Source organism: Imperialibacter sp. (genome assembly GCF_040222815.1).
Lineage (GTDB): Bacteria > Bacteroidota > Bacteroidia > Cytophagales > Cyclobacteriaceae > Imperialibacter.
The window spans coordinates 448,806-472,011 of sequence record NZ_JAVKCH010000019.1; the positions used below are offsets into that span (position 1 = coordinate 448,806).

The window sequence follows — 23,206 nt, forward strand, 5'->3', positions numbered from 1 at the left end:
GAAATATTTTTTATTAACCTATTTGCAAAAATACAAAAGGGTACTACATTTGCACTCCCTAACCTGGAAGCAGGTTGTGAAAACAACAGCTTTTTTGAAAAGGGGCTCATAGCTCAGCTGGTTCAGAGCATCCCGACTTTCGGGTCGGGAGGGTCAAAGACCATGAATGTGAGAATAATAAATAGTGGGGCTCATAGCTCAGCTGGTTCAGAGCACCTGCCTTACAAGCAGGGGGTCCAAGGTTCGAATCCTTGTGGGCCCACTAAAAGGTCATTCAGGAATGGATGACCTTTTTTATTTTTATCCATGCCTTGTTACTTCTACATATTATTTTCTTTTTCAAAAGACAAATTCTACCTGGGCCATACTTGTGGTGACCTTTTGGGGATCAAGCGGAAAATCTGGGGAGTATCGTGAAAGAGGATCAAGCAATATTTCTGGGGTATTGATTTCTTTTGCAAGCACAGAGTCCAAGGTTCCGGGTACGCCCGTTCGAATCCTTCCCTCCGGTCGGGTGGGCGCACGAAAAAGGTCATTTAGAAATGAATCGTCTTTTTTTGAGAGATTCTGACAACTATTTCCCCATTACTTTAGTATGATTAATTTTTAAAGGCCAGTTTTTGTAACTTTAAGAGTGCTGACTACAAAGAATATGAAGACTAAGCAGACATTAAAGGCGGTTTCTTCCACCACCGTGTTGCCCAACGGAATGAAGTCTTCGTTGTCCTGGAATCCGGAGAGCGATCCTCAGACCGAAGACCGGCTTCGCTGCATGGCAATGAGCGATCATGAATATTGGAATGCCATGATGCGACTAATTAATGTAGGTCGCACGACAGCCGTTACATTCGAGAAAAGAATCATAAAATGGACATAAACGATCCGTTTTATTACGAGATCGCAAAAGCGCTCAACCGCACGGGCACAGAATACATCCTGGTTGGTGGCCTCGCCGTTGCCTACTATGGATTCCACAGGTATACCGGAGATATGGATCTTTGGATAAAGTCTACCGAGAGCAACATGGATAAGCTTTATTCAGCGCTTGTTGACGTGTTAAGATATGACCACGCATCGATAGCAGCTATAAAAAAAACCAGACCTATTGAGAGCCCGACACCGATAAGACTTTTCTCCGATGATGAGGCCACCTACGTCGATTTGATGACCAATACATTTCAGAAGATTTTCAGTTGGGACGAGTGCAAGCAGCATTCAAATGAGATTAAGCTGAAAGACATTAAATTTCCCGTTGTTCACATCAATCACTTGATCCGGATGAAGGAAAACACAAAGCGACTTGATGATTCTATGCAAGACTTAGTGGATGCCCATGAACTAAAAAAGATCCTCAAGCTACAAGCAAAAGGGAAATCAAAAGGAAAAGGATAAACGTCCTAGCGATAGAATTGATGCTGTGCAAGGATAAGAAAACATGAAATAGCCATAAGGAATACCCTACCCAACGGAATGAATAACCAGTCAACAGACTACGATCTATTCCGTAATGGTACAGGCTATTCCATCTGGCCTCTAAAAAGTAAATTTTATACAGATGAAAACGCCCATTTTTGACTTCGAATCCTTCCCTCCGGTCGGGTAGGCACGCTAAAACGTCATTCAGACATGGATGACCTTTTTTATTTTTTGCCACTTCTGTATTGCATCTCTCACAAACGACCGTCTAAAACTCAAATTTACTATCTTAGGCACTGCTGAGTGATTCTTCGGAATGACTCAATCGACCGACTGCCTATATTATATGTTAAAGAAAGCTCACTTCTTAGCACTGTTGCTGCTTAGCTGCTCTATCGCCAATGCACAGGAATCCCTCCCTGAAGTGATCAGTCAGATTGACACGATTCAAAACCCTGGAGACAAGTTGAAGCTTATTAAACTTGGAGAAAACCTACTCCAGCAGGAGGGAAGCGACTCCATAAGAGCGGAGTTTTTTCTGCGCTGCGGCATCACTTACGGTATTTCCGGTAAGGCCGATTCTTCCATACTCTATTTTGAGCAAGCGCTGCAGTTTGCCACAGTATCTCAGCATTTGTTAAAATCCAGGGCTCACAACGGTATAGGCAATGTAAGCAGACAAAAGGGAAATAATAATGTTGCGTTCGAGAGCTTTCAGAATGCTTTGAAGGCAGTAGAAGGGAAGCCTGACTTTATGAGCCAAAGTTTTGAAGGTTCCATTATTGCTAACCTGGCGAGCATCTACTTCAGCATCGGCGACAATGAGAAAGCAGAGCAATATAGCCTGCGGGGGCTTGAGCATGCAAAATCGATCAGTGACACGGCTCAAATGGAATACAGCTATGTTGGCCTGGCCTTAATTTATAACAAGACAAAAGAATACGAAAAAGCGCTTGAGTATCACCGCTTAGCTTCTTTGTTAATGGAACGGGAGAATAGCGATCCCTATCTGAAAGATTATAATACGCTAAATCTGGCAAAGTTGCATGAAAATAGGGGCGAACTAGCCCTGGCATTGTCGCTATACGATGAGATGCTGCAAAGCACAAACCCTGACGTAGACATCAGGACGTCTTCTTTGAAAAACGCAAGTCAGATACTTTTCACGCTCGAAGATTATGCAAAAGCGATAGATTATGCGGAATGGCTTATGAGCCTTGCAAATGAAACTGCAACACTTCCCTCGGCCGTGGATGCTACCCAGCTTCTGTATCAATCTTATCAAGCCACCGGAGATTATAAGACAGCCAATGAATACTTGAATAGCTATGTGGCCTTAAATGATTCTCTCATCAATGAGAAATCGTTGAAAGCCCTGGCAGAATTGGAAGCCAGGTATGAAAGTGAGAAGAAGGCGCAGGAAATTACAGAACTCAAGCTCGAAAACCAGCAGTCGGTCAATCAGCGGAACATTTATCTTTTTGTTACCCTCATAGTAATTGTGGGTGCGGTTTTTCTTGGGGTGCTCATTCGCTCCAAGACAAAATCCAACAAGTTAATATCCAAGTCATTGAAGGATAAGGAACTGCTTCTGAAGGAGATACATCACCGGGTAAAGAACAACCTACAGATTATTTCAAGCCTGCTGAGTTTGCAATCGAGGTACATCGAAGACAAAGGAGCCAAGGACGCAGTGAATGAGGGGCAGAACAGGGTAAAGTCAATGGCGCTTATTCATCAGAAACTCTATCAAAACGAAAATCTGGCTGGTGTGGAAGCCCTGGATTACATTGAAAACCTTACCAGCACGCTTCGTTCTTCCTATGGCGTCGAAGCGGAGCGGGTGTCGGTGACCTACGATATCGAAAATCTTAATATTGATGTAGATACCATCATACCCATCGGGCTTATCCTGAACGAATTGATAAGCAACTCATTCAAGCACGCCTTCCCCAACGAAAAGGAGGGGAATATCTCAATTGCCTTGAAAAGAGCCAACAACCAGCTTGAATTGAAGGTTTGTGACAATGGCGTGGGTAGTAAAAGGGATATTAGTAAATCTGATTCTTTTGGGATCCGAATGATCAGATCACTTGCAATGAAATTGGAAGCCACTGTCAGCTTTAATTTCGATAACGGCACAGAAGCCTCTTTGCTCATTTCTAGTTTTAAGTTGGCCTAAAAAATCATGGAGAAAAAGGTACTTATAGTCGAGGATGAACCGCTTATCGCTGATGACCTTTCTTTTCATCTGCAGGATCTTGGTGTCAGCGACATCAAAATATCTCTCAAATACGAAGATGCTCTCAGGAAGCTTACAGAGTCAACATTTGACTTGATACTATTGGATGTAAATCTCTCGGGTGAAAAAGATGGCATAGATGTGGCAAAGTTCATTAATCGCACAAATTCAACCCCGTTTATTTTTATTACTTCCTACTACGATACCGATACCCTAAGTCGTGCAAAGGAAGTGAACCCGGTGGCCTATATACTGAAGCCTTTCAACCAGCAGGACATACAGGTGAACGTTGAAATGGCTTTTCATAAAATCCAGTCTGCCAGGCGGATCAAACCCGAAAAATTCTTCATAAAAGACAAGGAAGGTTTGGTGTCGATTGATCCGGAACACATTGATTACGTAGAAGCATTCGATAATTACGCAAAAATTTTTGTGTCAGGGCAATCGCACATTATCAGCCACACACTGAAAAGTATTGAAGACAAACTGCTGGCCTTTGGCTTCGAGCGGGTGCATAAATCCTACCTGATCAACTTTTCCAGAATCACCATGATCAGTGAGGGGTACGTTTTTTTTGACAAAACAAAAATCCCAATCGGCCGGGCCTATAAGCCTGACTTTATGGCCAAAATTTCCCTTCTGTAATTGTTTTCTCGTTTACCTCTGTCGATGACTAAAAAAATCATGTCGTTGGCTAAATAGCAGTACTTCGCAAGGTAAGAATTGAGCACCTTAGAGCAGAGAAAGTCTTATCAGACGAGCTTTATAGCTGCCTAATGAATATTTATGACATATTGTTGCTCGGCCAATTTCCGAAAGCCGCAGTGTTCAAAGCCAGATTCATCAGGTGCTCATTCAGACGATTTGAGGCATTTTCTCCTACAACAGATTTAAAAGATTTAGTCATAAACAACAATGAGGCCATCGACCTGACCTCGGCTTAAGGACGCTCTCCTTTTTTAGGGGAGCGGCCCTTAGGCCAACCCATAAAATATTAGCAGTCTGATCGTAAAGTAGAAATACTGTGCGAATAGGCAGCGTTGAAAGGGGTGTTCTGGTAGAACACCTTCTTTTTTTGCCTTGAAATGAGATAGCCCGCATCTGCGGCTTCACAATACCAAACACATTTTACTTGTATATCCGGCTGTTTGGTATTTCTTATCTTTATTACGAACTTTACGTAACGAACTTTACGTAACGAATGGTTCGTAATAAATAGATGAGTATGAGGCCATCAGCGAACCCTTTTATTGTTTCAGGTTATCATAGCCCTGAACACTTCTGTGACCGGGCTCAGGAGTTAGCCTGGATGATGGAGCAATTTGATAACGAGAGAAACACAGTGCTTTATTCGTGGCGTCGCATGGGGAAGACGTCGTTAATCAGGCATTTTTTCTACCACTTGAATAAGAACAAAAAGGCAGACACCGTATTTGTTGATCTTTTGGGAACCTCAACACTGGGTGAAGCTAACAAGCGGATTGCAACTGCCATAGTCCATCAGCTAAATGATACCAGCAAAGGAATAGGGGCTGGTTTACTCAAATTCATTGGCTCTATTGGCGCCACTTTTGGCGTTGACCCACTTAGCGGAACCCCGCAGGTTACTTTTGGCCTTGTTCCAGTTCAGTCTGTTCCATCCTCTTTAGAAGCTATGGGCAAATACCTGGAAGCAAGGAAGAAGCCCGTGACGATATGCATTGACGAATTTCAACAAGTAGTTAATTATCAAGAGGAGCACGCAGAAGCCACGTTTCGCACCTGGATGCAGGAATTTCCCATGGTACGCTTCGTATTTAGTGGAAGCCATCGACAGATGATGGAGTCGATGTTCAGCGAAGCATCGAGGCCTTTTTATAGAAGTGCTCAAATGCTGAAACTAGAGGCTCTTCCAGTTGCGGAGTATTCAGATTTTATTTCGGTTCGATTCCGCAACACTGGGAAGGTGATCGACACGGCCTTTATCGATAGAATTTTTGAGTGGACAAGGCGGCAAACCTACTATGTACAACTGATTTGTAACAAGCTGTATGGAAGGAGTAATGTTGTCGACCAGAAGGTACTCGATGAAGTGCTTGCAGAGATTATCTATCAGGAGGTGCCGATTTTTTCGACGTACCAGCAATTGCTTACTGCCTTTCAATGGAAGTTGCTGATTGCTATTGCCAAATCTGAAGAGGTGGAAAATCCACTTTCTCAGGAATTTTTGGGTAAGTATGGCTTTGGAGCGGCAAGCTCAGTGAGTTCGGCCTTACAGGCGCTGACAAGGAAGGAGTTCGTCATTGTAAACGATGGAAGACATACCTTGCACGATACTTTACTTATGCGCTGGCTGCAAAATCTGTAGCAAAGAACGCTAACACTTGGGCAGTCATTACTCTCCCCAGTATTCTCTCATCTTTCTCCTCACAAAAGCCACGCTTCTTTCCAGTTGATCCATGCCGTCTACGCCATCCTCAATGCTGATCCAGCCATCGAAGCTGACTCTTTTCAATTCAGAAAAAATGGCATCATAATCATTCAGCCCCTTGCCAATTTCGCCATGACTAAGACGCTTTGCATATCCCACGGCTCCCCCTTCTTCATTCCGCAAATCTTCAATGGAGCCATATTTCAAATACCGGTCGCTGGCATGCATGGTCACCACCCGGTGCGAAACTCGCTTGAGTAAGTCTATTGGATCTTCTCCTGCCAGGTAAGTATTACTTGGGTCGTAGTTCACACCAAAGCAGGGGTGATCAATGCTCTCGACGAGCTGGCAGAACACATCAGCTTTTTGGGCAAATTCCGGGTATTCCCAGAAGTCGTCTTTGTAGTGATTCTCAATGATCAGCGTGATGCCTCTTTCCTGTGCATAGGGCAGGCATTGCTCAATACTGTCTGCCGCTAACTTTACGCCTTCATCCATGCTCAACTCTGGCCTTTTTTGGCCCGAAAGCACCCTGCAAAAACTTCCCCCCAGGGCATAAGTCATGTCAATCCAATGTTTTTGCTTCTCTATCTCTTTTTGCCGAAAAGCTTTATCGGGGTGGGTGAAGTCAGGTGAGCAGCACATCATCGGAATCACCTTCCCATGTCCTTCAACGTGCTTCCGGAACTCAAGCCAGTTTTTCTGGTCATTCATTTCCAGAAAGCCGGCATACCATTCCAGCCCGTCGATATCAAGTTTGACAGCCAGCTCAATCCATTCCGAAACTGTCATGGTTCCGTCTTTGCAAAGGGCTTGCATAAAGGCTTTGGGGAAAGCAGCGAGTTGAGGCATAATCTATTTTTTCTTTGGTTTGATAGTAGTGGTGTCTTTAGGTGGGTTTCTGCCCATGAAGGGATACTGCTCCAGATCCACCACCTGCCCGCTGATAGGCCCACTTTCATCAGCAAGCCAGTAAACGGCGGCGGCGGCAATTTCTGCTGGCGCCAGTATTCTACCTGCCGGCGCATACACGTCGGGCAGGTCTTTGTACCAGTCGTCAGCCAAACCATGCTCACGCTTGCGAATGGTTTCAACTTCTGTGAGCACCCATCCAGGATTGATCTGGTTCACTCTCACCCCGTCCTCCCGGTGGAGTGTGTCGCCCAGGTTGCGGGTCATGGTCATTAGCGCTCCTTTAGAAATGCTATATGCCAGGAGGTTGGGTTCGCCACTCCAGGCGTTTACCGAGCCAATATTAAGTGCGCAGCCTCTGTTCATTCTTAGCTCTGGCAAAGCGGCTTTGATGAGGTTAAATGGTGCAATGGTATTGACTTCAATGACTTTGCGAAGAAAGGCAGCGTCGGTCGTGTGAATGTTGGACGACAGCACACTGGCCGCATTGTTCACAATAGCATCCAGCCTGCCGAAAGACTTAATGGCAAAGTCTACCAGCCTCTGTGGTGCTCCTTCCTTGCTGATATCTTCTATGTGCAGCCTCGCATGCTCCTTGCCAATGGCCTTCAACACGGATTCGCCCCAGTCTTTTTCTAGACCATGAAGGATGACCGAGGCGCCTTCAGCCACACATCGCAAAGCAATGGCTTTGCCGATGCCTGTGGTGCTCCCTGTTACAATTATTACTTTGTCCTGTAGTCTCATGTTTAAACAGGTTTCAAAACGCTTTTTACAATTTCGTGGTGGTGCATTTTTTCAAATGCTTCCAGCCAATCGGTAACGGGCCACACACCACCGATGATAGGTTTTACATTGAGCGAGCCGCTGGCCAGTGAGGCGATGACTCTCTCCCAAACAGGCCAGTTGTGGCTGAAGCTTCCCTGTAGCGTTACATTCTTTTGCACAATAGGATCTAGTGAGAACCCAAGTGGAGTAGGCCCCCAACCTACTTTTGTAATTTGGCCTTTGGGCCGTACCAAATCAAGGGCGATTTGAAGAGAGTCACTGACGCCAGCCGCATCCACTACACAATCGACACCCATGCCGTCGATCTTTTTAGCCCATTCAGAAGCGTCGCCAATAATTGTTTGGAGTCCGTATTTTTTAGCGATTTCGAGTCTCTTTTTATCTGCCCCCAGCCCAATAATAGCTACCTCAGCTCCACAAAGTTGAGCCACAGCAGCGCATAGAATACCAATGGTGCCTGGGCCAATTACTACTATCCTGTCTCCTGGTTTGATACGGCTGTTTTCCACTACGGCATTGTAGGCAACACAGCAAGGTTCTGTAAGGCAAGCCTCTTCGAAGGATAGCTGATCCGGCACCCTGTGCAAGCAACGGGCGGGAACCTTCACATATTTTGTCATGGCACCATTCACACCATAGCCAAAGCCCTTGCGGTTGGGGTCAAGGTTGTAAAAACCCCTTCTTGACATGGGATTGTTTTGATCGATCACCGCAGCTGTTTCGCTCACTACCCTGTCGCCTTCTTTCCAATCAGCTACTCTTTTCCCCACCTGAGCAATATGCCCACCAAACTCATGCCCCAGCACTACCGGATAGTTAACAGCCCAGCTATGATCCGACGTCCACTGGTGGAGATCGCTACCACAAACACCGACATTCGCCACTTCCAGCAGCACCTCGTCTTCTCCGATCACAGGCTGTTCAACCTCCCTTATTTCTACCGAGCCTTTTACCTCTGAGTAGTTGACTACGGCTGCAGATTTAATGCTTCCCATTATTTTATTTGTTGTGATGTGTGTTTTGTTTGAGGCGGGTGTCTCCACACGCCTCGGATCATTTTTTCGATATGGTATTTCTTTTGCAGTTATTGCCTATTGGCCGCAGTTTTGATTTCTACCTCCCCATAGCCGTGCACTTTCTCGCAAATCAGCCTCAGTGAGCTTTCCAGATTGCCATCAGCCGTTTTAAAGGCATCGGCGTCAATTGTCAACGGAGCACCCAAAACCACCAACGGAGCTCCAAATTCAGGGCACCGAATCGCTTGCTCCAAACTTAATCCGCCCACCGCTTGCACTGGAATCGCCACAGCACTTACCACCGCCCTGAGTTGATCCAGCGGACTAGGCATTCTTTTTCCTGCCGCCGCTATGCCTCTTCGTTCATCATAACCGATATGATGGACAACATAGTCACAACCAAGGTCTTCAAGCCACTTCGCCCCCTCTACCATATCAGGGCAGCCAAGGTTGTCGCCCATTACTTTGATACCAAAGTCTTTCCCAGCCTGCACCACGCATTTAATGGTTTCTTCATGAGCCCTGGCCATTACTACCACATGGGTAGCACCAGCTTTGGCCATCATTTCAGCCTCCAGATAGCCTCCGTCCATGGTTTTGAGGTCAGCTACTATCGGTATGCCGGGAAAAGCTTCCCGCAGTTTTCTTACTCCGTGCAGCCCTTCAGCTAATATGAGCGGAGTGCCTGCTTCCAGCCAGTCGACGCCTGCCCGCAGTGCCATGGTAGCAGTTTCGAGCGCTTCGTCTATATCGGTAAGGTCAAGCGAGATTTGTACAATGGGTGTCATAGAAGGATGTTCGTTGTAGTTGAGGTTGGAAAGGTTGGCTGGCCTTAGCAGACTTGAATTGAACCGAAAGCTGGAGATGCTTTTTTTGGCTTGGCTGCTAAAGCCATAGCGAATTGGAGAAAACCGAAGAAGCAGAGCCTTGTTGGGAGTAATGCAAATTTCATAGGTGTTGCAAATTAGGGTACGTCATAATTTAGCAACTAATTCCATGAAAGTCCCTGAAATTATGTGGAAAGGCGCCACACGGTTTTGTAGGAAGAAAAATAACACTTTTTAAAAGTGACGAACAAATTTCTGGGCTTTAGCTATATTAGCACAATCAACCGATAATATGAAAGCCTATCTTTTAAGTCAAAAGCGCATTCTTTCATCAGTCAGCCTGGCTGTACTGATTGCGGGCACGCTGATTTTCGCTTCTTGTGGCGGGGATGACGAAAATCCTACCTGCACAGGCTGCACGGCGGCAAGCCCATGGTCGAAAGCCGGAGCCGGTACCTGCTATGCTACGCAAACCGATTGCGAAAGAGCCGAAGGAGGTACCTGCGTTATCTGCAACTAGCAGCCATTATTTTATTGATAGCTGCGCCTTGTCTATGATCATGTCTGCCAATTGATTGGCGTCTTTTGAGATTGCCTCTACGTCTGCAATCTTCTTTTTCCCCTGAAACACTGCACCGATTGCTGATATATTCTCTCCGTCTTCGGTATACCTTCCCCTGATCACATAAGCTTCCGGGAACGTTTTTACGTCAACAAACATCACACCCGCCTGACTATTCTGGCCCTCAAGTTTCTTCAAACGCTGATCTATCAGTTCGCCTAGCTGTAAGTCGTCAATAAACGAAGCTTCATTTTGGAAAAGAGATGCCGCCACGGCAGGTCTGTTGGCCTTCAAAGCAATTTGCTTTCTCTGCTCCCCGTTGAGTTCCCCAATGTCGAAAGTGTTGAGGTCGTTAGGCACTCTCACTTCTGGTTTTTGAATGCCGCCAATTTCTGAGGCCAGCTCGGGTACTTTTTGCGAAGCAAAGTTGAACAGGCTGATAATGTCAATGTATCGGTCTTCTCTTAAGGCAGGACCCTTCATTCCGTATAAAAGGGAGTAAGTGAGCAGGCCTTGATCGAAAGCAGAAGCCTCGTAACTAACTGCATCCGCAGCCGACCCGGCAATGATATAGAGCCCTGTCCGATCTTTCAGGGTCTCAAGCGCTCTTGCTTCTTCGGAGCTCATGGTGAAGCTGCTGCCCGAAAGATTCTGGGCCAGTTGGCCCGAATGACAGGCATCAATGATAAGCACCTGCCGTATAGTAGGCACTTCCATAATCAGCTTGGCGATCTCTTTGCTTGAAAGGGAAAAATTAGCTCTCTCTTTATTGCCATTAACTTCCATGCTCGAAGCATCGGCTGTCAAGTAATAAAAGTCAGCGTCTTCTCCCTTGTCAGCCACACCATGACCCGAAAGATAAACAACGAGATAGTCGTTTGACGTAGCCACATTTTTGATTTTTGCCAGCTCCGAAACGAGGTTCGCTTTTGTGGGCTTGTCGTGGCCTGGGAGCGTTGAAAGCAATTTGACGCTCACATTCTCTTTTCCAAAGCGACTCTCAGAACTCAGCTTTATGGCACCATAAAAGTCTTCGGCATCTTTCGCAGCATATTTCAAGTCCATGTCATTTCCCTGGTAGTCCGAAACCCCCGCCACTATGCCATATACTTTAGGGGGTATGGCACCGCCAACTTTGTTCTCGTCAATCAGGTACACACTCTTCTCAGGGCTCGATAGGTAGCCATCCTCGTTGTATGCCTTTACGGTGATTTTGTTAAGCCCTCCTTTTTTAATGTAGGGATGATTCTCAATGCCGTAATCGAAGCTGGCAAAACCGTCAGTAGTGGTTGACACATCTCTCGACTCATTAATAACCTCCTTGCCATTGATGAAAATCACAATTCGCCCGATGCCACCTCCCTGGTCATTCAGATTGATGCCCAGCTTACCGTCATTTTGTTCAGGGTGTGACAGTTTGATTTCCGGGTACAGGTCAAAGCCGTCCAGCTTCGGAGATAGCCGGATGGGGTCTTTATGAAAGCCAAGTAGTTTTGGTAAAAGGTAAGGCTCATAAAATTTGTCTTTCATTTGATCCAGAGCAATGGACTCCCTACCAACCGAATAATGCATTAGGGAGATGGCTTCTCTTGAAGCATCAAACAGCCCATCGTCAGCCACCGCTGCCCAATCCGTGGCACTCAATGGCGTGAGGGTTGCCAGCTCTTTCTTGTCGCTCAATGACCAGCATTTGATGAGCCCATCGAAGCCGGAGGAAAAAAGCACTTCTCCAGAGCTGCTGAAAGCCAGCCCTGAAACAGCTGCCGAATGGCCTTTGAATTGGAAAGCTTCTGCACCTTTTTCAAGATCCCAGAAAGTGATGCTGTAATCTCCCTGGCTGCTGCCCTTACTGATCACATTGGAAAGCGTAACAAGATGCCTGCCGGTCGGATCAAACTTCAACCTTGTAATTGTTTTGCCATCAGGTACGGCAATCTTTTTCACCGCCTTACCACTGGCCATATCGAAAAGCTGGAGGCTGGTTCCTTTGTTTTTAACAACGGCCCCAATCCATTTTCTGTCGGCGCTTACTTCGAAATATTGAAGACCCTCAATTTTAATAACATTCTGCTTTTTGAAGTTCTCCGTGTCATAGAAGGTGATGCCGGCTGAAGCGTCCTGAGCCAGTAACAGCTTCCCGTCGGGCGTTAGCCGTTGGTCAAAGCTTTCTTTCAGCTTGACGACTTTAGGCTTCTTCCCACTTTTAATTGAAAAAATGCCTGTCCCATTGTCTACTTTTTTGATAATGCGTTGGTCGTCGGACGTCACTTCCAGGTAGGGGTAGGTCAGTTGCTCACCCGTAGCTCTGCTATATACTACTGCATCATATTTGGTGTCCCAGGCAGATACAGTTCCATTTTGTTGCACGCCGACCAGCAGATATTGGTTGGTTCCGAAGGCAAGTCCGATAACTGGTGCAGAGGCAGTTTTGAGTTGTTTTGGAGCGGTGGCTCCTGTCAGGTCGAAAAGGACGACGCCATCGTTTCTGCCGACTGCCAGCTGCGTGCCGCTTTTATTAATCGCCAGAGAAAGGATTTTGGAAGCAAGGCCGACAAAGGCACCATTGTATTTTCCTGTGGCCAGGTCGTAAGCATGAATTCCGCCCTGATAGTCGGGTAAGAATAGGGCCTGCCCGTCGGCTGAAAAAATTGCTGTTTGCAGCCCGATGGCACTGCCTGATTGTTCGAGTAAAGCTGTTGGGATTTGTATTTTGTCAGAGGCTTCTTCACCAGCAGACAGCGGATAAAAGTGAACGTTCCTGGCGCTGCCTCTTCCGGTTAACACCAGCAAATCTTTCGATGCATGCAGACTGATAATTCTTGGTAGAAGTGACTTGTTTTGCGAAACGATCATGTTGGCTCGATAGCGGAATATCTCGCCGTCACCAGTCACGCAAATCCAGGAATCTTCTTCTGTGCCTGGCACAATGCCTGTTACTGCCTTTGTCGAGCTGGTAACAATGGTAGTCGCCTCAGCACCCTGTTGGTGCAAACCTAAGGAGCCATCATCACACCCGAGAGCAAGCTTGCCAGCAGCGTTCCAGGTGAAGCTGATGATTTTTTTCTCCTTTAATTCAACACCATAAGCTTCCTGAGGCTTGTTGGCTGTAATCACCGATAGCTTGCCAGTTGCGGTAAGAGCGCCCAATAATTTTCCTTCTGTATCAAATTGAATTTGAGTAACACTTCCTTCTGCGTCCGCAATACCTGCAATTTTCCAGTCCGACTGGTGGCGGATCACAATTTTGCCGGACGCATCCGCTGTAGCGAGATATTTCCCGTCAGCTGAGGCACCAATTGACGTAATGGCGCTACTGTGTCCTTCCAGGAAAGTGACTACTGTTTTTGTCCGGATATCCCAAACGGTAACCTCCGAACCACCATCAATACTGTACAGATAGGTGTTGGAGGGATCCGTTGCCAGCCCAACCACCGGGTTGGTGTGGCCAATCGGCACAATAAGCTTAGGGAGCTGTGCCCCAGCAACGAATGAAGTCAAGAAAAATAGGAAACTTAGGAGGAGTCTCATGACAGTATGTTTTAAAAAGTAAGACCTGATAATGCAATTTAGCTAAAAGTATGCCGCAATGTATTGTGCTTTATTTTTAACTTGTAAAGGGCAGCTATCTCAGATTCCACAACGAATTAGGGGGTGACCGCCGGAGACATAACAATCGGTTAATAATTATTTAAAACGCACTCTTCTTCGTTTTGAAAAGAAGGCCCTTACTTTCCCGTTTCATCCCAACCTAGCCAAATGAACGAAGCCAAATTAGTCTACAGAAACCTCGATGAATTGTTCGAAAGAGCCCCGTCGTTTCCAATTGACCAGAAGAGCAAGATTGTCATTTTTAGCGACCTGCATATGGGAGACGGAAGTTCCAAAGACGATTTTCTTCCCAATTCCAATCTCTTTATTCAGTCGGTAAAAGACTACTATATCCCTAAAGGTTTCTCCATGGTTTTGAATGGAGATGTAGAGGAGCTTCAAAGATTTTCTCTTAAGAAAATAGCAAAGCAATGGGCGGAAGTTTATGAGCTCTTTGATGAAATAAATAAGAACAACTTGCTCATAAAAACTGTCGGCAACCATGACCTTACGCTGGTAACCGAACCGGAGCAGCCGTTCCAGCACGAACTGTACGAGTCGGTTAAGCTGATGTACAAAGACAATCCCATCTTTATTTTTCACGGCCACCAGGCTTCCAAAAAATATCAGAAAAGCAACAGACTTATTGGCTTTACGCTGAAATACATAGCCAACCCGCTTCGAATCAAAAACTTCTCCGTGGCGCACGACAGCCGAAAGCAATACAAAATTGAAAGGCGGGTTTATAATTACTCAGTCTTCAATAAAATTGCCTCAGTGATTGGTCACACACACCGCCCGTTGTTTGAGTCACTCTCAAAAGCGGAACGACTCAAGTACAAAATAGAGCAGTTGTGCAGGGAGCTTGTTGGATTGAAGGAGGGAGAGGAGCCTGTCATCTTGAAGAGTATCAAAGCCTACAAAAAGGAGTTGAAAGCTATTTATAGCAAAAAACTCCCCATTCTGGAAATCGGCAACCTGTATCATTCCATTTTTCATATTCCCGTTCTTTTTAACTCAGGCACGGTCATCGGGAAGCGTGGAATCACCTGCCTCGAGATTGAGAATGGATCCATATCGCTTATCCACTGGTTTGACCAGAAAACCACCGAAAAATACCTGAGACAAACTGGTTACAATCCGGAGCAGCTTGGCGATACGGATTTTTACAGAATGGTAATTAATAAAGAAGACCTGGATTATATCTTCACACGGATCAAGGTTTTGTCTTGATGGCGAAATGCCAGGAATGAAAAGCGGAAGGTTGTTTTGCTGGCCGCAGTTGCCAATCCATCTATCTTGACAGCAATTTACTGAGGCTTACTTCTTCTTTCACATTCACAGGATATCTCGACGACCAGCCTGCGATGCTTGTTTTAATTTCGCCGGTAAATTGCAAGGGCACTTTTTTGCCCAGTAAATAGGCCAGGCCGTCTTTTTCAACAATTCTCTGGATATCAGCCATGGCCAGTATCCCCTGAAATGGGACTACAAATTCCTTTTTTGCACCCGCCTTTACTACTTTAACCTCCCTTAAAGAGGCCACTTTAGTCGACTCAATTTCGATCTGTAGCTGAATTTCTTTAATGCTTACGCCAAAAGAGTTCGGGTTGTATAACAGTGCTTCCCCTCTAACTTGTGTTTCGTTGTTGACAACGGGGCCGAAAGTGAGCTTTTGGAACCTGATCAGCTCAGCGGGTTCTGCTTGCTTGCAACTCCAGCCCAAAAAAAAGATTGAACAAAATATTAAATTATTTACCAGGGCTTTTCTCATAGTTCCGTTTCGTGGCTCAAATTAAAAGATTATTTTTCGGCTATCTAATTCATTTTCAAATTCGAAGAAGGTCAGTCAGAATAACGCTATTCTTCCTCAACCGTTTATACCTGTTCAAATTCGTCGAAAACTTTATGTCAAACACTTCCACAAGGTCTTACTCAAAAATGATGCGCAATATTTTATGTCTTGGTTTAGTAGCTTTTTTATTTTCATGCACGCCTCAGGTTCCATCGTTCGATTGGCAAGGTCACAGAGGAGCCAGGGGCCTTATGCCCGAGAACACCATTCCAGCTTTTTTGAAGGCCATGGAATACGACATCAAGACACTTGAATTGGATGTGGTCATAACGGCCGATAATATGGTAGTAGTGTCTCACGACTCATTTCTGTCCCCAACTTTCTGCACCGACTCTTTAGGCAACCCGATTGCGGAAGGGTCTGAAATGAAATGGAATATTTATCAAATGAGAAGTGATGAGCTCGCAATGTTCGATTGCGGCAGCAAGCTTCACCCAGGGTTTCCAGATCAGGAAAAGATGAGCGTTAATAAGCCCCTGTTGTCGGAAGTGTTTAAAGCAGTGGATCAATATGCCGATGACAAAGGTCTCAATATTCCTTTCTATAATATCGAATTGAAGTCCGATGAGGAGGGGGACCATATATACCACCCTGAACCAAGCGTTTTTTGTGAACTTGTTTACGCTGAAATCAATGGCAAGGTGCCTTTCGACAAATTGACCATCCAGTCATTTGATTTTCGGATACTCCGTTATTTTCATGAAACCTATCCTGAAGTCAAACTGTCTGTGCTCGTTGGGAATGACCTGTCCGTCGAAGAAAACCTTAGCGAGCTGGGCTTCACCCCGGCAGTTTATAGCTGCTATTTCAAAAAATTGACGCCGGACGATGTCACTTTGCTACACGGCAAAGGCCTGCAGGTAATCCCCTGGACGGTGAATGAGGTGAAGGAAATGCAGGAGCTCATCAAAATGGGTGTGGACGGCATTATCACCGACTACCCTAACCTGATCGAACAGGTAGCTTCATAATTATAAGGTATTCACTACCTTTGCCCGCTGTAAAAAATAGCTGTTGATATAAATGAAAAAGACTTACGACGTTTTTGGTATCGGGAATGCTTTGGTGGACATTGTGTTTGATGCTGATAATAGCTTTCTGGAAAAATATAAAGTAGAAAAGGGCTTGATGACGTTAGTTGATGAAGCTCGCCAGCATGAGCTCATCGAAGCACTTCATCTTGACGAAACAATGATGCAGTGTGGAGGCTCAGCAGCTAATACCATTATCGGAACGAGCCAGTTTGGTGGAAAGTGCTATTATGCTTGTAAGGTAGCCGACGATAAATTCGGACATTTTTATTTGGATGATTTACGTAAAAACGGCGTTGATACCAACCTCACGGACGCAACAGTTCCGGAGGGAATTACTGGTAAATGTCTTGTGATGGTGACCGAGGATGCTGACCGGACTATGAATACATTTTTGGGCATCACTTCTAACTTTTCGAAATCTGAGATTGATCAGCAGGCATTGAAAGATTCTCAATATTTGTACATCGAAGGATACCTGGTGACGAGTGAGACGGGCGTTGAAGCGATGAAATATGCCAAGAAGTTAGCCGAAGACAATGGAGTCAAAGTGGCGCTGACATTTTCTGACCCCAGTATGGTGAAGTACTTCAAAAGTCAAATGGAGGAGGTAGTTGGAGCGAGCGTCGATCTGCTGTTTTGCAACGAAGAGGAAGCGATGCTCTTTACGGGGAAGAGTAACATACTCCATGCCAGGGAGGAATTGAAAAAGGCGGCAAAAAAGTTTGCCATCACGCAAGGCAAAAACGGCGCCATGATTTTCGATGGAGATACCTTCATCGATATTGAGCCTTACAAGGTAAACGCAGTGGACACTGTAGGAGCCGGCGATATGTTCTCAGGGGCATTTCTTTATGGAATCACGCACGGGCACTCCATCGCTGAAGCAGGGAAAATGGCCAGCCTGGCGTCATCGAAAGTAGTTTCGCAGTATGGCCCACGTTTGGAGTGGCATCAGGTGAAAGAGATAATGAATCACCTGTTCGAATAGATTACCCTACCAACCAGTTCTTAAAGAAAGAGGACTCAACAACAGTTGGGTCTTTTTTCTTTTCAAAAACGTAGCTTTCATAAGACGAACCTTCGGCTGCAACAGAAATGTCAAGACTTCTGCCGTATCTGTTGATTTTGATTGTAGAATTGGCAGCAAAGGCAGCTAACATTTTGTCGACTGAGGTTTCTGAGTTCACATTCACAATCTCATCATCGACCGACAACATTTCGCATGTGGGACTCTTCGGGTGTACGTGAGAAACCACCAATCTGTCTCCGTCGACCCTCACTTTGAAGCCCAGCTCCCTTTCGTGAAATGCTTCAGGCAGCTTCTTTTGCAGAGCCAGCCCAAACTGGTCAGCCAGAGTGCCGAGTTCATTTTCAATTGGTTCATTTCCATCCACAAACTTGTCAAAAAAATCTTGCAGGGGGCAAGCGGCTAATTTTTCTGCAATCTTTTGAATATCGTTTTTCTTGTAGGGCTTTCCTGATTTATACGAATCTTCCCAAAGAGCCCGCATCACGTCGTCTATCGAATGCGTCCCTTTGCTGGAAATCCTGATAATGAAATCAAGCATAAGCGCAATGATGGCCCCCTTCACATAAATAGACACCTTTCTGTTAGGCACACCAGCCTGGTAGCCGTCCAGCCATAGATCGAACGACGACTCCGCCACCGATTGATTGAACCTGCCAAAGTTTTGAAAGTGGCGGCTGAGAAGTTTGTTCAGCTCATTCAAATACCATTCTTCGCCGTAAACACCACTTCTTACCAACATCAGGTCGCCGTAATATGTCGTGAAGCCCTCCGCCACATATCCGGTCTCAAAATAATTCTCCTTCGAAAAGTCATAAGGCTGAAGCTCTGTAGGGCGAATCCTGGTAATGTTCCATGCATGGAAAAGCTCGTGCGACGATATACCGAGTAGCTTTTCATAGAAGCTCGCAGTGTGCTCTCCGGTGCACGGCCCTAAAGTAATGACCGTGGAATTGGCATGCTCCACACCATGGTAAGCCGGGTAAGAAAGAAACTGAAGCAAAAAGTGATAGTCTGTAACCGGCAAGTCACCAAAAAGCCGCAACTGAGTGGTTGTGAACTTCCGGAACTCATCCAGCATTTGAGCCGGTTTCACATCCGTCAATCCATGATGCCAGATATGAAAAGTGATTCTGTCAACTTCATAGGTCAGGTGAGTTAACGTTGGGCTTGCGATAAACGGACCGTCGGCCAATTCGTAAAAATCTTTCGCTAGAAGTCGACGGCCTTCTTTCGTCAGTCCAGTGGCCACTTCGTAGTTGTCCGGGAGTTCCAGAAGCAATTCAACAGGCTCTTCCATTCTATCTGGCAGATACACTAAACAGTTGACAGGGTTTACATAAAGCTGATCATCATGAAGCCATGAGTTGCCAGCATCCATTTTATAAGCATAGTACTGGTAGCTTACTTCAACCAACTGCTTGCTTTTCGAAAAAAAAGTCCAGCAGCTCTTATCCAATTTCTTTACGGTTAGTGATCCATCCGTTGAACCTGAGGCAGAAACACGTAAAATATTCTTTGCAAAATCCCCTAACTCATAGCGGCCGGGCCTCCATGTTGGCAGCCTAACTTCCACGTTTTGGGCCGTATTGGCCTCAAAAGTCATAACAATATTTATAAGGTGGCTGAGCGGATTGTTGTAACTAACTGTATATCTGATCATTTTTTAATAATTCCCAACTATTCTTTCTCTTCCTTGTTTGCAATTAATTAAAAGCTCTTTAACTTTGCAGCCCGTAATTTTTCTGAAGAACTACAATTGTATGCCTCGGAAAGATACTTTAAGTTAGGCAAAGAAGAATAGATAGATATGAAAAGGACATTTCAGCCCTCAGTAAGAAAGAGAAAGAATAAGCACGGCTTCAGAGAAAGAATGTCGACTGCTAATGGTCGTAGGGTGTTGGCTGCCAGAAGGGCCAAAGGAAGAAAAAGACTGACTGTGTCTGACGAGCGTCGTCACAAGAAATAAATCTTCACTGCTTTTATGAAGGAGCAGGAATATAGAAGTCTACCTGCTACCTTTTCAAAGTCGGAGAGGTTAAAGAGAGACAAGCGTATTAAGGAACTTTTCCAGAAAGGTTCCTCTTTTTTTTTATACCCCCTTCTTATCAAGTACATGGAATCCCCTGTTCCTGAAGGGGTTAATCAAATTCTTTTTTCAGTTTCGAAGAAGAACTTTAAACGAGCGGTAGACAGAAACCTGCTTCGACGCAGAATGTTCGAAGCATATCGGCTGCATAAGCACACACTCACGTCCCTGCCTGATCAGGAGAATTTCCTCTTAATCGCCTATATTTACGTTGGTAAAGAAAAAGCCACCTATCAACTTATCGAGCGTCAACTAATTGCGGCGTTGAAGCGTTTGAATGATGTGAAAAGTGCAAAAACATAGCAAGTCTATGAAACAAAGAATTATCAGAGGCAGTTTGTTGATGCTGGTTATTGGAGGAGTCTTTAGCCTTTCATTTACTGAGCCAGACGACAAATACTTTCAGATAGCCAAGAGTCTGGATATTTTTGCCACACTTTTTAAGGAGGTCAATACCTACTATGTTGATGAGGTTAGCCCGGATGACATGGTGAAAAGTGGCATCAATGCGATGCTCAGTTCACTGGATCCCTACACAGATTTTATTTCTGAAGACGAGTATGACGACTTTCGGACCATCACCACAGGCCAGTATGGCGGCATTGGAGCACTGGTAGGAAAGAGAGACGGCTACAGCACCATCATTATGCCGTTTAAGGATTTCCCAGCTTACCGGGCAGGCCTTCAAATAGGTGACAAGGTGACTAAAATAGACGGCAAAGACATTGTCGGAAAGTATTCAGACAATATCAGCGACCTTTTGAAAGGCCCTGTTAACACCCCCATTGTCTTGACCATTGAAAGATACGGCGTGGAGAAAGCTTTTGACGTGCCACTTGTCAGGGAAAAGATCACCATCAACAACGTCCCGTTCTATGGGCTCTTTCAATCCGATGTCGGCTACATCCGGCTGTCTGACTTCACCACCGACGCAGGCAAAGAAGTAAGAAACGCATTAGCTGATCTCAAAAAGCAGGGAGCAGAATATATTGTGTTGGACCTAAGAGGAAACCCAGGCGGTTTGCTCGACGAAGCAATCAATGTATCCAACGTATTTGTTAAAAAAGGATCGGAGATAGTAACCACCAAAGGCAAAGTGAAGGATTGGAACAAGACCTACAAGACCTATCAGGATCCGGTTGATACTGAAATTCCATTGGCTGTTTTAGTGAATGGAGGCAGTGCTTCAGCGGCGGAAATTGTTGCGGGTGTTATTCAAGACTACGATAGAGGTGTTTTGGTCGGGAGAAGAACATTTGGAAAGGGGCTCGTTCAGGCCACCAGGCCCCTGGCCTACAATTCCCAATTAAAAATTACTACAGCCAAATACTATATCCCAAGCGGTCGATGCATTCAGGCGATCGACTATGCCCATAGAAACCCAGACGGAAGCGTGGCAAAGATTCCTGACTCGCTAATGGTGGCCTTTAAAACATCCAAAGGTCGGGTGGTCTTCGATGGTGGTGGCGTTAATCCCGACATTACAGCAGAAGTGATTGAGTATGCGCCGGTCACTCTTGGTCTGGTCAATGGCAATCACGTTTTCGACTATGCTACCAAATATCATTTTGAGCACAAGACCATCCCGTCTCCGGCTGTATTTAAACTGTCAGAAGAGGAATTCGCCAGTTTTAAAAGCTGGCTTGCTAAACGAGATTTGAAGTACTCAAGCGCCATGGAGAGGTCACTTGATGGGTTTGAAGCTTCCGCTAAAAAGGAGCAGTATCTCACACCGCTGGAAAATGAAATACAGCAGCTGAGAAATCAGTTGAATAAGATGAAGAACTCAGACTTAGAACATTTCAAGGATGAGATAAAAGAGGTGCTTGAAGAAGAGATATTAAGTCGCTACTACTTCGAGGCAGGCATTATCGAATCTTCTTTCAGCTATGATCCCGATATTCTCGAGGCTGTAAAGCTTTTCCGAGCTGCGGGGAGGTACAGTGAGCTTTTAAATCCAACCAACTAAACATGTCCGTAATTTTATGTTTGGAGACAGCCACGACGGTTTGTTCTGTGGCGGTTTTTGCCGACAAACAGTTGTTGGGATATCAGGAGTACAGGATAGACAAGTCACACTCACACCTGTTGCCTTCCATTATTGATGCTACGTTGCAAGGGTTGTCACTCAGCAAGGCTGACCTCACGGCTATAGCAGTCTCTGAAGGCCCCGGCTCATATACTGGCCTTCGGATAGGTACATCTATTGCAAAAGGCTTGTGTTACGCATTACAAGTTCCGCTACTGGCTGTTAACACGCTGCAAGCCATGGCAGCAGAGGTGAATAAGTTTAATACGAAAGACGCTTTATTGTGCCCAATGATAGATGCCAGGCGAATGGAAGTGTATGCTTGTGTAGTTAATTCGACGGGACGAGTTGAACAAGAAACTGCGCCACACATAATAGACGAGAATTCATTTTCTGAATATCTTGACAAACACGAGGTTTGGTTTTTTGGGAATGGCTCCGATAAGTGTAAAGAACTGATCGGTAAAAATGTCAACGCCGTTTTTATATCCGACCTAGTGCCTTCTGCGAAGGCGATGGGAGAGTTGGCATATGAACAGCTACTGTCCAAATCTTATAAAGACTTGGCGTACTTCGAGCCATTTTATTTAAAAGAATTCAGAGCAACCAAACCAAAATCCGTCAGCTAGTGTTCGCATAGTTCAGAGTATTTTCGCATGGAACAACCAATTATTAATAGAGTTGCAAGCAGTTCGTTGATCTCTCTCGACCTGGCTGAGTTTATCCCTCAGGGTGAAAGGGCAGTGTTCGATTTGAAAGATTACCTTTTTCAGGGGATGATTCTTAGAGAAAAAGACTTTAGGCTGGCCATTAAGGAATTTGATTGGTTCGTCTTTCAGGGAAAGTCTGTCGCTATTTACTGTTCAACTGATGCGATTATCCCTACATGGGCTTATATGTTGGTGGCTACCAAAGTGAATGGTGTGGCTGCGCTCAGCATGAAAGGCTCCCCTGAGGAGCTTGAAAAGAAATTATTCCTTCAAGAGTTAGATAAAAAGGACTGGTCAACCTTCGATGGAGCTAAGGTAATTATCAAAGGTTGCAGCGATTTAGTCGATCCAGATTTTTCTTTTTTTGAAGCTACGCAAAGGCTAATTCCCTGGGTTTCAAGCCTTATGTACGGGGAGCCTTGTAGTACCGTGCCGGTGTTTAAAAAAACATCATAAATAATCACGCTTGGCTCTTGTATATTTAAAGCAGTCCACTACTTTTGCAGTCCCATTTGAGGGAAACGCCCTCGAAAAAGTTTACTGACCTACTGTTCTATTTCTTCAAAAAATATTTATAAAATAATTTTTGGTTTTAGGGAAAAGAAGTGATTACCTTTGCATCCGCTTTCAGAGGGATAGCCAAAGAAAGGGTTGTCGGCGAGACGGCAGGTTGAGTTGAAAAGAGATTGAAGGAGGGTTA

Annotated in this window: 21 protein-coding genes and 1 tRNA gene; 15 read left to right on the top strand and 7 right to left on the bottom strand. The window is 45.2% G+C overall.

The window, feature by feature from the left end; all coding sequences use genetic code 11:
• The first annotated feature begins 187 nt into the window (after nt 1-187).
• The 6 genes from RIF36_RS09690 to RIF36_RS09715 all read left to right on the top strand — a co-directional run bounded on the left by RIF36_RS09690 (nt 188) and on the right by RIF36_RS09715 (nt 6,005).
• Nucleotides 188-262, top strand: a tRNA-Val gene (locus RIF36_RS09690).
• Between the two features lie 390 nt (nt 263-652).
• Entirely contained in the window at nt 653-877 is a 225-nt protein-coding gene (locus RIF36_RS09695) for a hypothetical protein (protein ID WP_350073743.1), read from the top strand.
• Nucleotides 868-1,392 (top strand): nucleotidyltransferase, encoded by a 525-nt coding sequence (locus RIF36_RS09700; RefSeq protein ID WP_350120568.1) that lies wholly within the window; start codon nt 868-870, stop codon nt 1,390-1,392. The genes RIF36_RS09695 and RIF36_RS09700 overlap by 10 nt, the downstream gene beginning before the upstream one ends.
• Before the next feature lie 370 nt (nt 1,393-1,762).
• Nucleotides 1,763-3,598, top strand: coding sequence for a tetratricopeptide repeat-containing sensor histidine kinase (locus tag RIF36_RS09705; protein ID WP_350120565.1), 1,836 nt, complete (start codon nt 1,763-1,765; stop codon nt 3,596-3,598).
• A 6-nt stretch (nt 3,599-3,604) separates the two neighbouring features.
• The gene (locus RIF36_RS09710) at nt 3,605-4,303 is read left to right on the top strand and encodes a LytR/AlgR family response regulator transcription factor (RefSeq protein WP_350120562.1); all 699 of its coding nucleotides are present in this window, start codon (nt 3,605-3,607) and stop codon (nt 4,301-4,303) included.
• A gap of 580 nt (nt 4,304-4,883) precedes the next feature.
• Nucleotides 4,884-6,005 carry an AAA family ATPase gene (locus RIF36_RS09715; RefSeq protein WP_350120559.1) on the top strand — a complete coding sequence of 374 codons (1,122 nt, stop codon included), beginning with the start codon at nt 4,884-4,886 and terminating at the stop codon, nt 6,003-6,005.
• 27 nt (nt 6,006-6,032) lie between these two features.
• Here the strand turns inward: RIF36_RS09715 and RIF36_RS09720 are convergent, their stop codons facing one another.
• The 4 genes from RIF36_RS09720 to RIF36_RS09735 all read right to left on the bottom strand — a co-directional run bounded on the left by RIF36_RS09720 (nt 6,033) and on the right by RIF36_RS09735 (nt 9,573).
• Complete coding sequence (locus tag RIF36_RS09720; protein ID WP_350120556.1) at nt 6,033-6,920, bottom strand: sugar phosphate isomerase/epimerase family protein; 888 nt, start codon at nt 6,918-6,920, stop codon at nt 6,033-6,035.
• 3 nt (nt 6,921-6,923) lie between these two features.
• Nucleotides 6,924-7,727, bottom strand: coding sequence for an SDR family NAD(P)-dependent oxidoreductase (locus RIF36_RS09725; RefSeq protein ID WP_350095715.1), 804 nt, complete (start codon nt 7,725-7,727; stop codon nt 6,924-6,926).
• Nucleotides 7,728-7,729: 2 nt separating this feature from the next.
• The gene (locus tag RIF36_RS09730; RefSeq protein WP_350120553.1) at nt 7,730-8,764 is read right to left on the bottom strand and encodes a zinc-binding dehydrogenase; all 1,035 of its coding nucleotides are present in this window, start codon (nt 8,762-8,764) and stop codon (nt 7,730-7,732) included.
• Nucleotides 8,765-8,853: 89 nt separating this feature from the next.
• The gene (locus RIF36_RS09735) at nt 8,854-9,573 is read right to left on the bottom strand and encodes an orotidine 5'-phosphate decarboxylase / HUMPS family protein (RefSeq protein ID WP_350095719.1); all 720 of its coding nucleotides are present in this window, start codon (nt 9,571-9,573) and stop codon (nt 8,854-8,856) included.
• Between the two features lie 331 nt (nt 9,574-9,904).
• On the opposite strand from RIF36_RS09735, the gene RIF36_RS09740 reads away from it, so the two are divergent.
• Nucleotides 9,905-10,132: a hypothetical protein gene (locus tag RIF36_RS09740; protein ID WP_350095721.1), complete on the top strand. Its 228-nt coding sequence runs from the start codon at nt 9,905-9,907 to the stop codon at nt 10,130-10,132.
• A gap of 6 nt (nt 10,133-10,138) precedes the next feature.
• On the opposite strand, the gene RIF36_RS09745 is transcribed toward RIF36_RS09740, so the two are convergent.
• Nucleotides 10,139-13,702: a caspase family protein gene (locus RIF36_RS09745; RefSeq protein WP_350120550.1), complete on the bottom strand. Its 3,564-nt coding sequence runs from the start codon at nt 13,700-13,702 to the stop codon at nt 10,139-10,141.
• 228 nt (nt 13,703-13,930) lie between these two features.
• Between RIF36_RS09745 and RIF36_RS09750 the strand changes: the two genes are divergently transcribed.
• On the top strand, nt 13,931-14,995 hold the full coding sequence (locus RIF36_RS09750) for a metallophosphoesterase family protein (RefSeq protein ID WP_350120547.1): 1,065 nt from the start codon (nt 13,931-13,933) through the stop codon (nt 14,993-14,995).
• 61 nt (nt 14,996-15,056) lie between these two features.
• Here RIF36_RS09750 and RIF36_RS09755 read toward each other — a convergent pair whose 3' ends face one another.
• Complete coding sequence (locus tag RIF36_RS09755) at nt 15,057-15,536, bottom strand: LEA type 2 family protein (protein WP_350149342.1); 480 nt, start codon at nt 15,534-15,536, stop codon at nt 15,057-15,059.
• Between the two features lie 134 nt (nt 15,537-15,670).
• Here RIF36_RS09755 and RIF36_RS09760 point away from each other — a divergent pair, with 134 nt between their 5' ends.
• On the top strand, nt 15,671-16,588 hold the full coding sequence (locus tag RIF36_RS09760; protein ID WP_350095729.1) for a glycerophosphodiester phosphodiesterase family protein: 918 nt from the start codon (nt 15,671-15,673) through the stop codon (nt 16,586-16,588).
• A 52-nt stretch (nt 16,589-16,640) separates the two neighbouring features.
• Complete coding sequence (locus RIF36_RS09765) at nt 16,641-17,639, top strand: adenosine kinase (protein ID WP_350120541.1); 999 nt, start codon at nt 16,641-16,643, stop codon at nt 17,637-17,639.
• Nucleotide 17,640: 1 nt separating this feature from the next.
• Here RIF36_RS09765 and RIF36_RS09770 read toward each other — a convergent pair whose 3' ends face one another.
• Entirely contained in the window at nt 17,641-19,341 is a 1,701-nt protein-coding gene (locus tag RIF36_RS09770) for a M61 family metallopeptidase (RefSeq protein WP_350120538.1), read from the bottom strand.
• Nucleotides 19,342-19,488: 147 nt separating this feature from the next.
• On the opposite strand from RIF36_RS09770, the gene rpmH reads away from it, so the two are divergent.
• From rpmH to RIF36_RS09795, 5 genes are read left to right on the top strand one after another with little or no spacing between them, the layout of a single operon-like run.
• The gene (rpmH, locus tag RIF36_RS09775; protein WP_151996459.1) at nt 19,489-19,647 is read left to right on the top strand and encodes a 50S ribosomal protein L34; all 159 of its coding nucleotides are present in this window, start codon (nt 19,489-19,491) and stop codon (nt 19,645-19,647) included.
• A 15-nt stretch (nt 19,648-19,662) separates the two neighbouring features.
• The gene (gene rnpA, locus RIF36_RS09780; RefSeq protein WP_350120535.1) at nt 19,663-20,070 is read left to right on the top strand and encodes a ribonuclease P protein component; all 408 of its coding nucleotides are present in this window, start codon (nt 19,663-19,665) and stop codon (nt 20,068-20,070) included.
• Nucleotides 20,071-20,077: 7 nt separating this feature from the next.
• Nucleotides 20,078-21,736 (top strand): S41 family peptidase, encoded by a 1,659-nt coding sequence (locus tag RIF36_RS09785; RefSeq protein ID WP_350120532.1) that lies wholly within the window; start codon nt 20,078-20,080, stop codon nt 21,734-21,736.
• A 2-nt stretch (nt 21,737-21,738) separates the two neighbouring features.
• Entirely contained in the window at nt 21,739-22,425 is a 687-nt protein-coding gene (tsaB, locus tag RIF36_RS09790; protein ID WP_350120530.1) for a tRNA (adenosine(37)-N6)-threonylcarbamoyltransferase complex dimerization subunit type 1 TsaB, read from the top strand.
• Nucleotides 22,426-22,452: 27 nt separating this feature from the next.
• Nucleotides 22,453-22,962, top strand: a complete 510-nt coding sequence (locus tag RIF36_RS09795; protein ID WP_350120527.1) for a DUF2480 family protein — start codon at nt 22,453-22,455, stop codon at nt 22,960-22,962.
• The last annotated feature ends 244 nt before the right edge of the window (nt 22,963-23,206 follow it).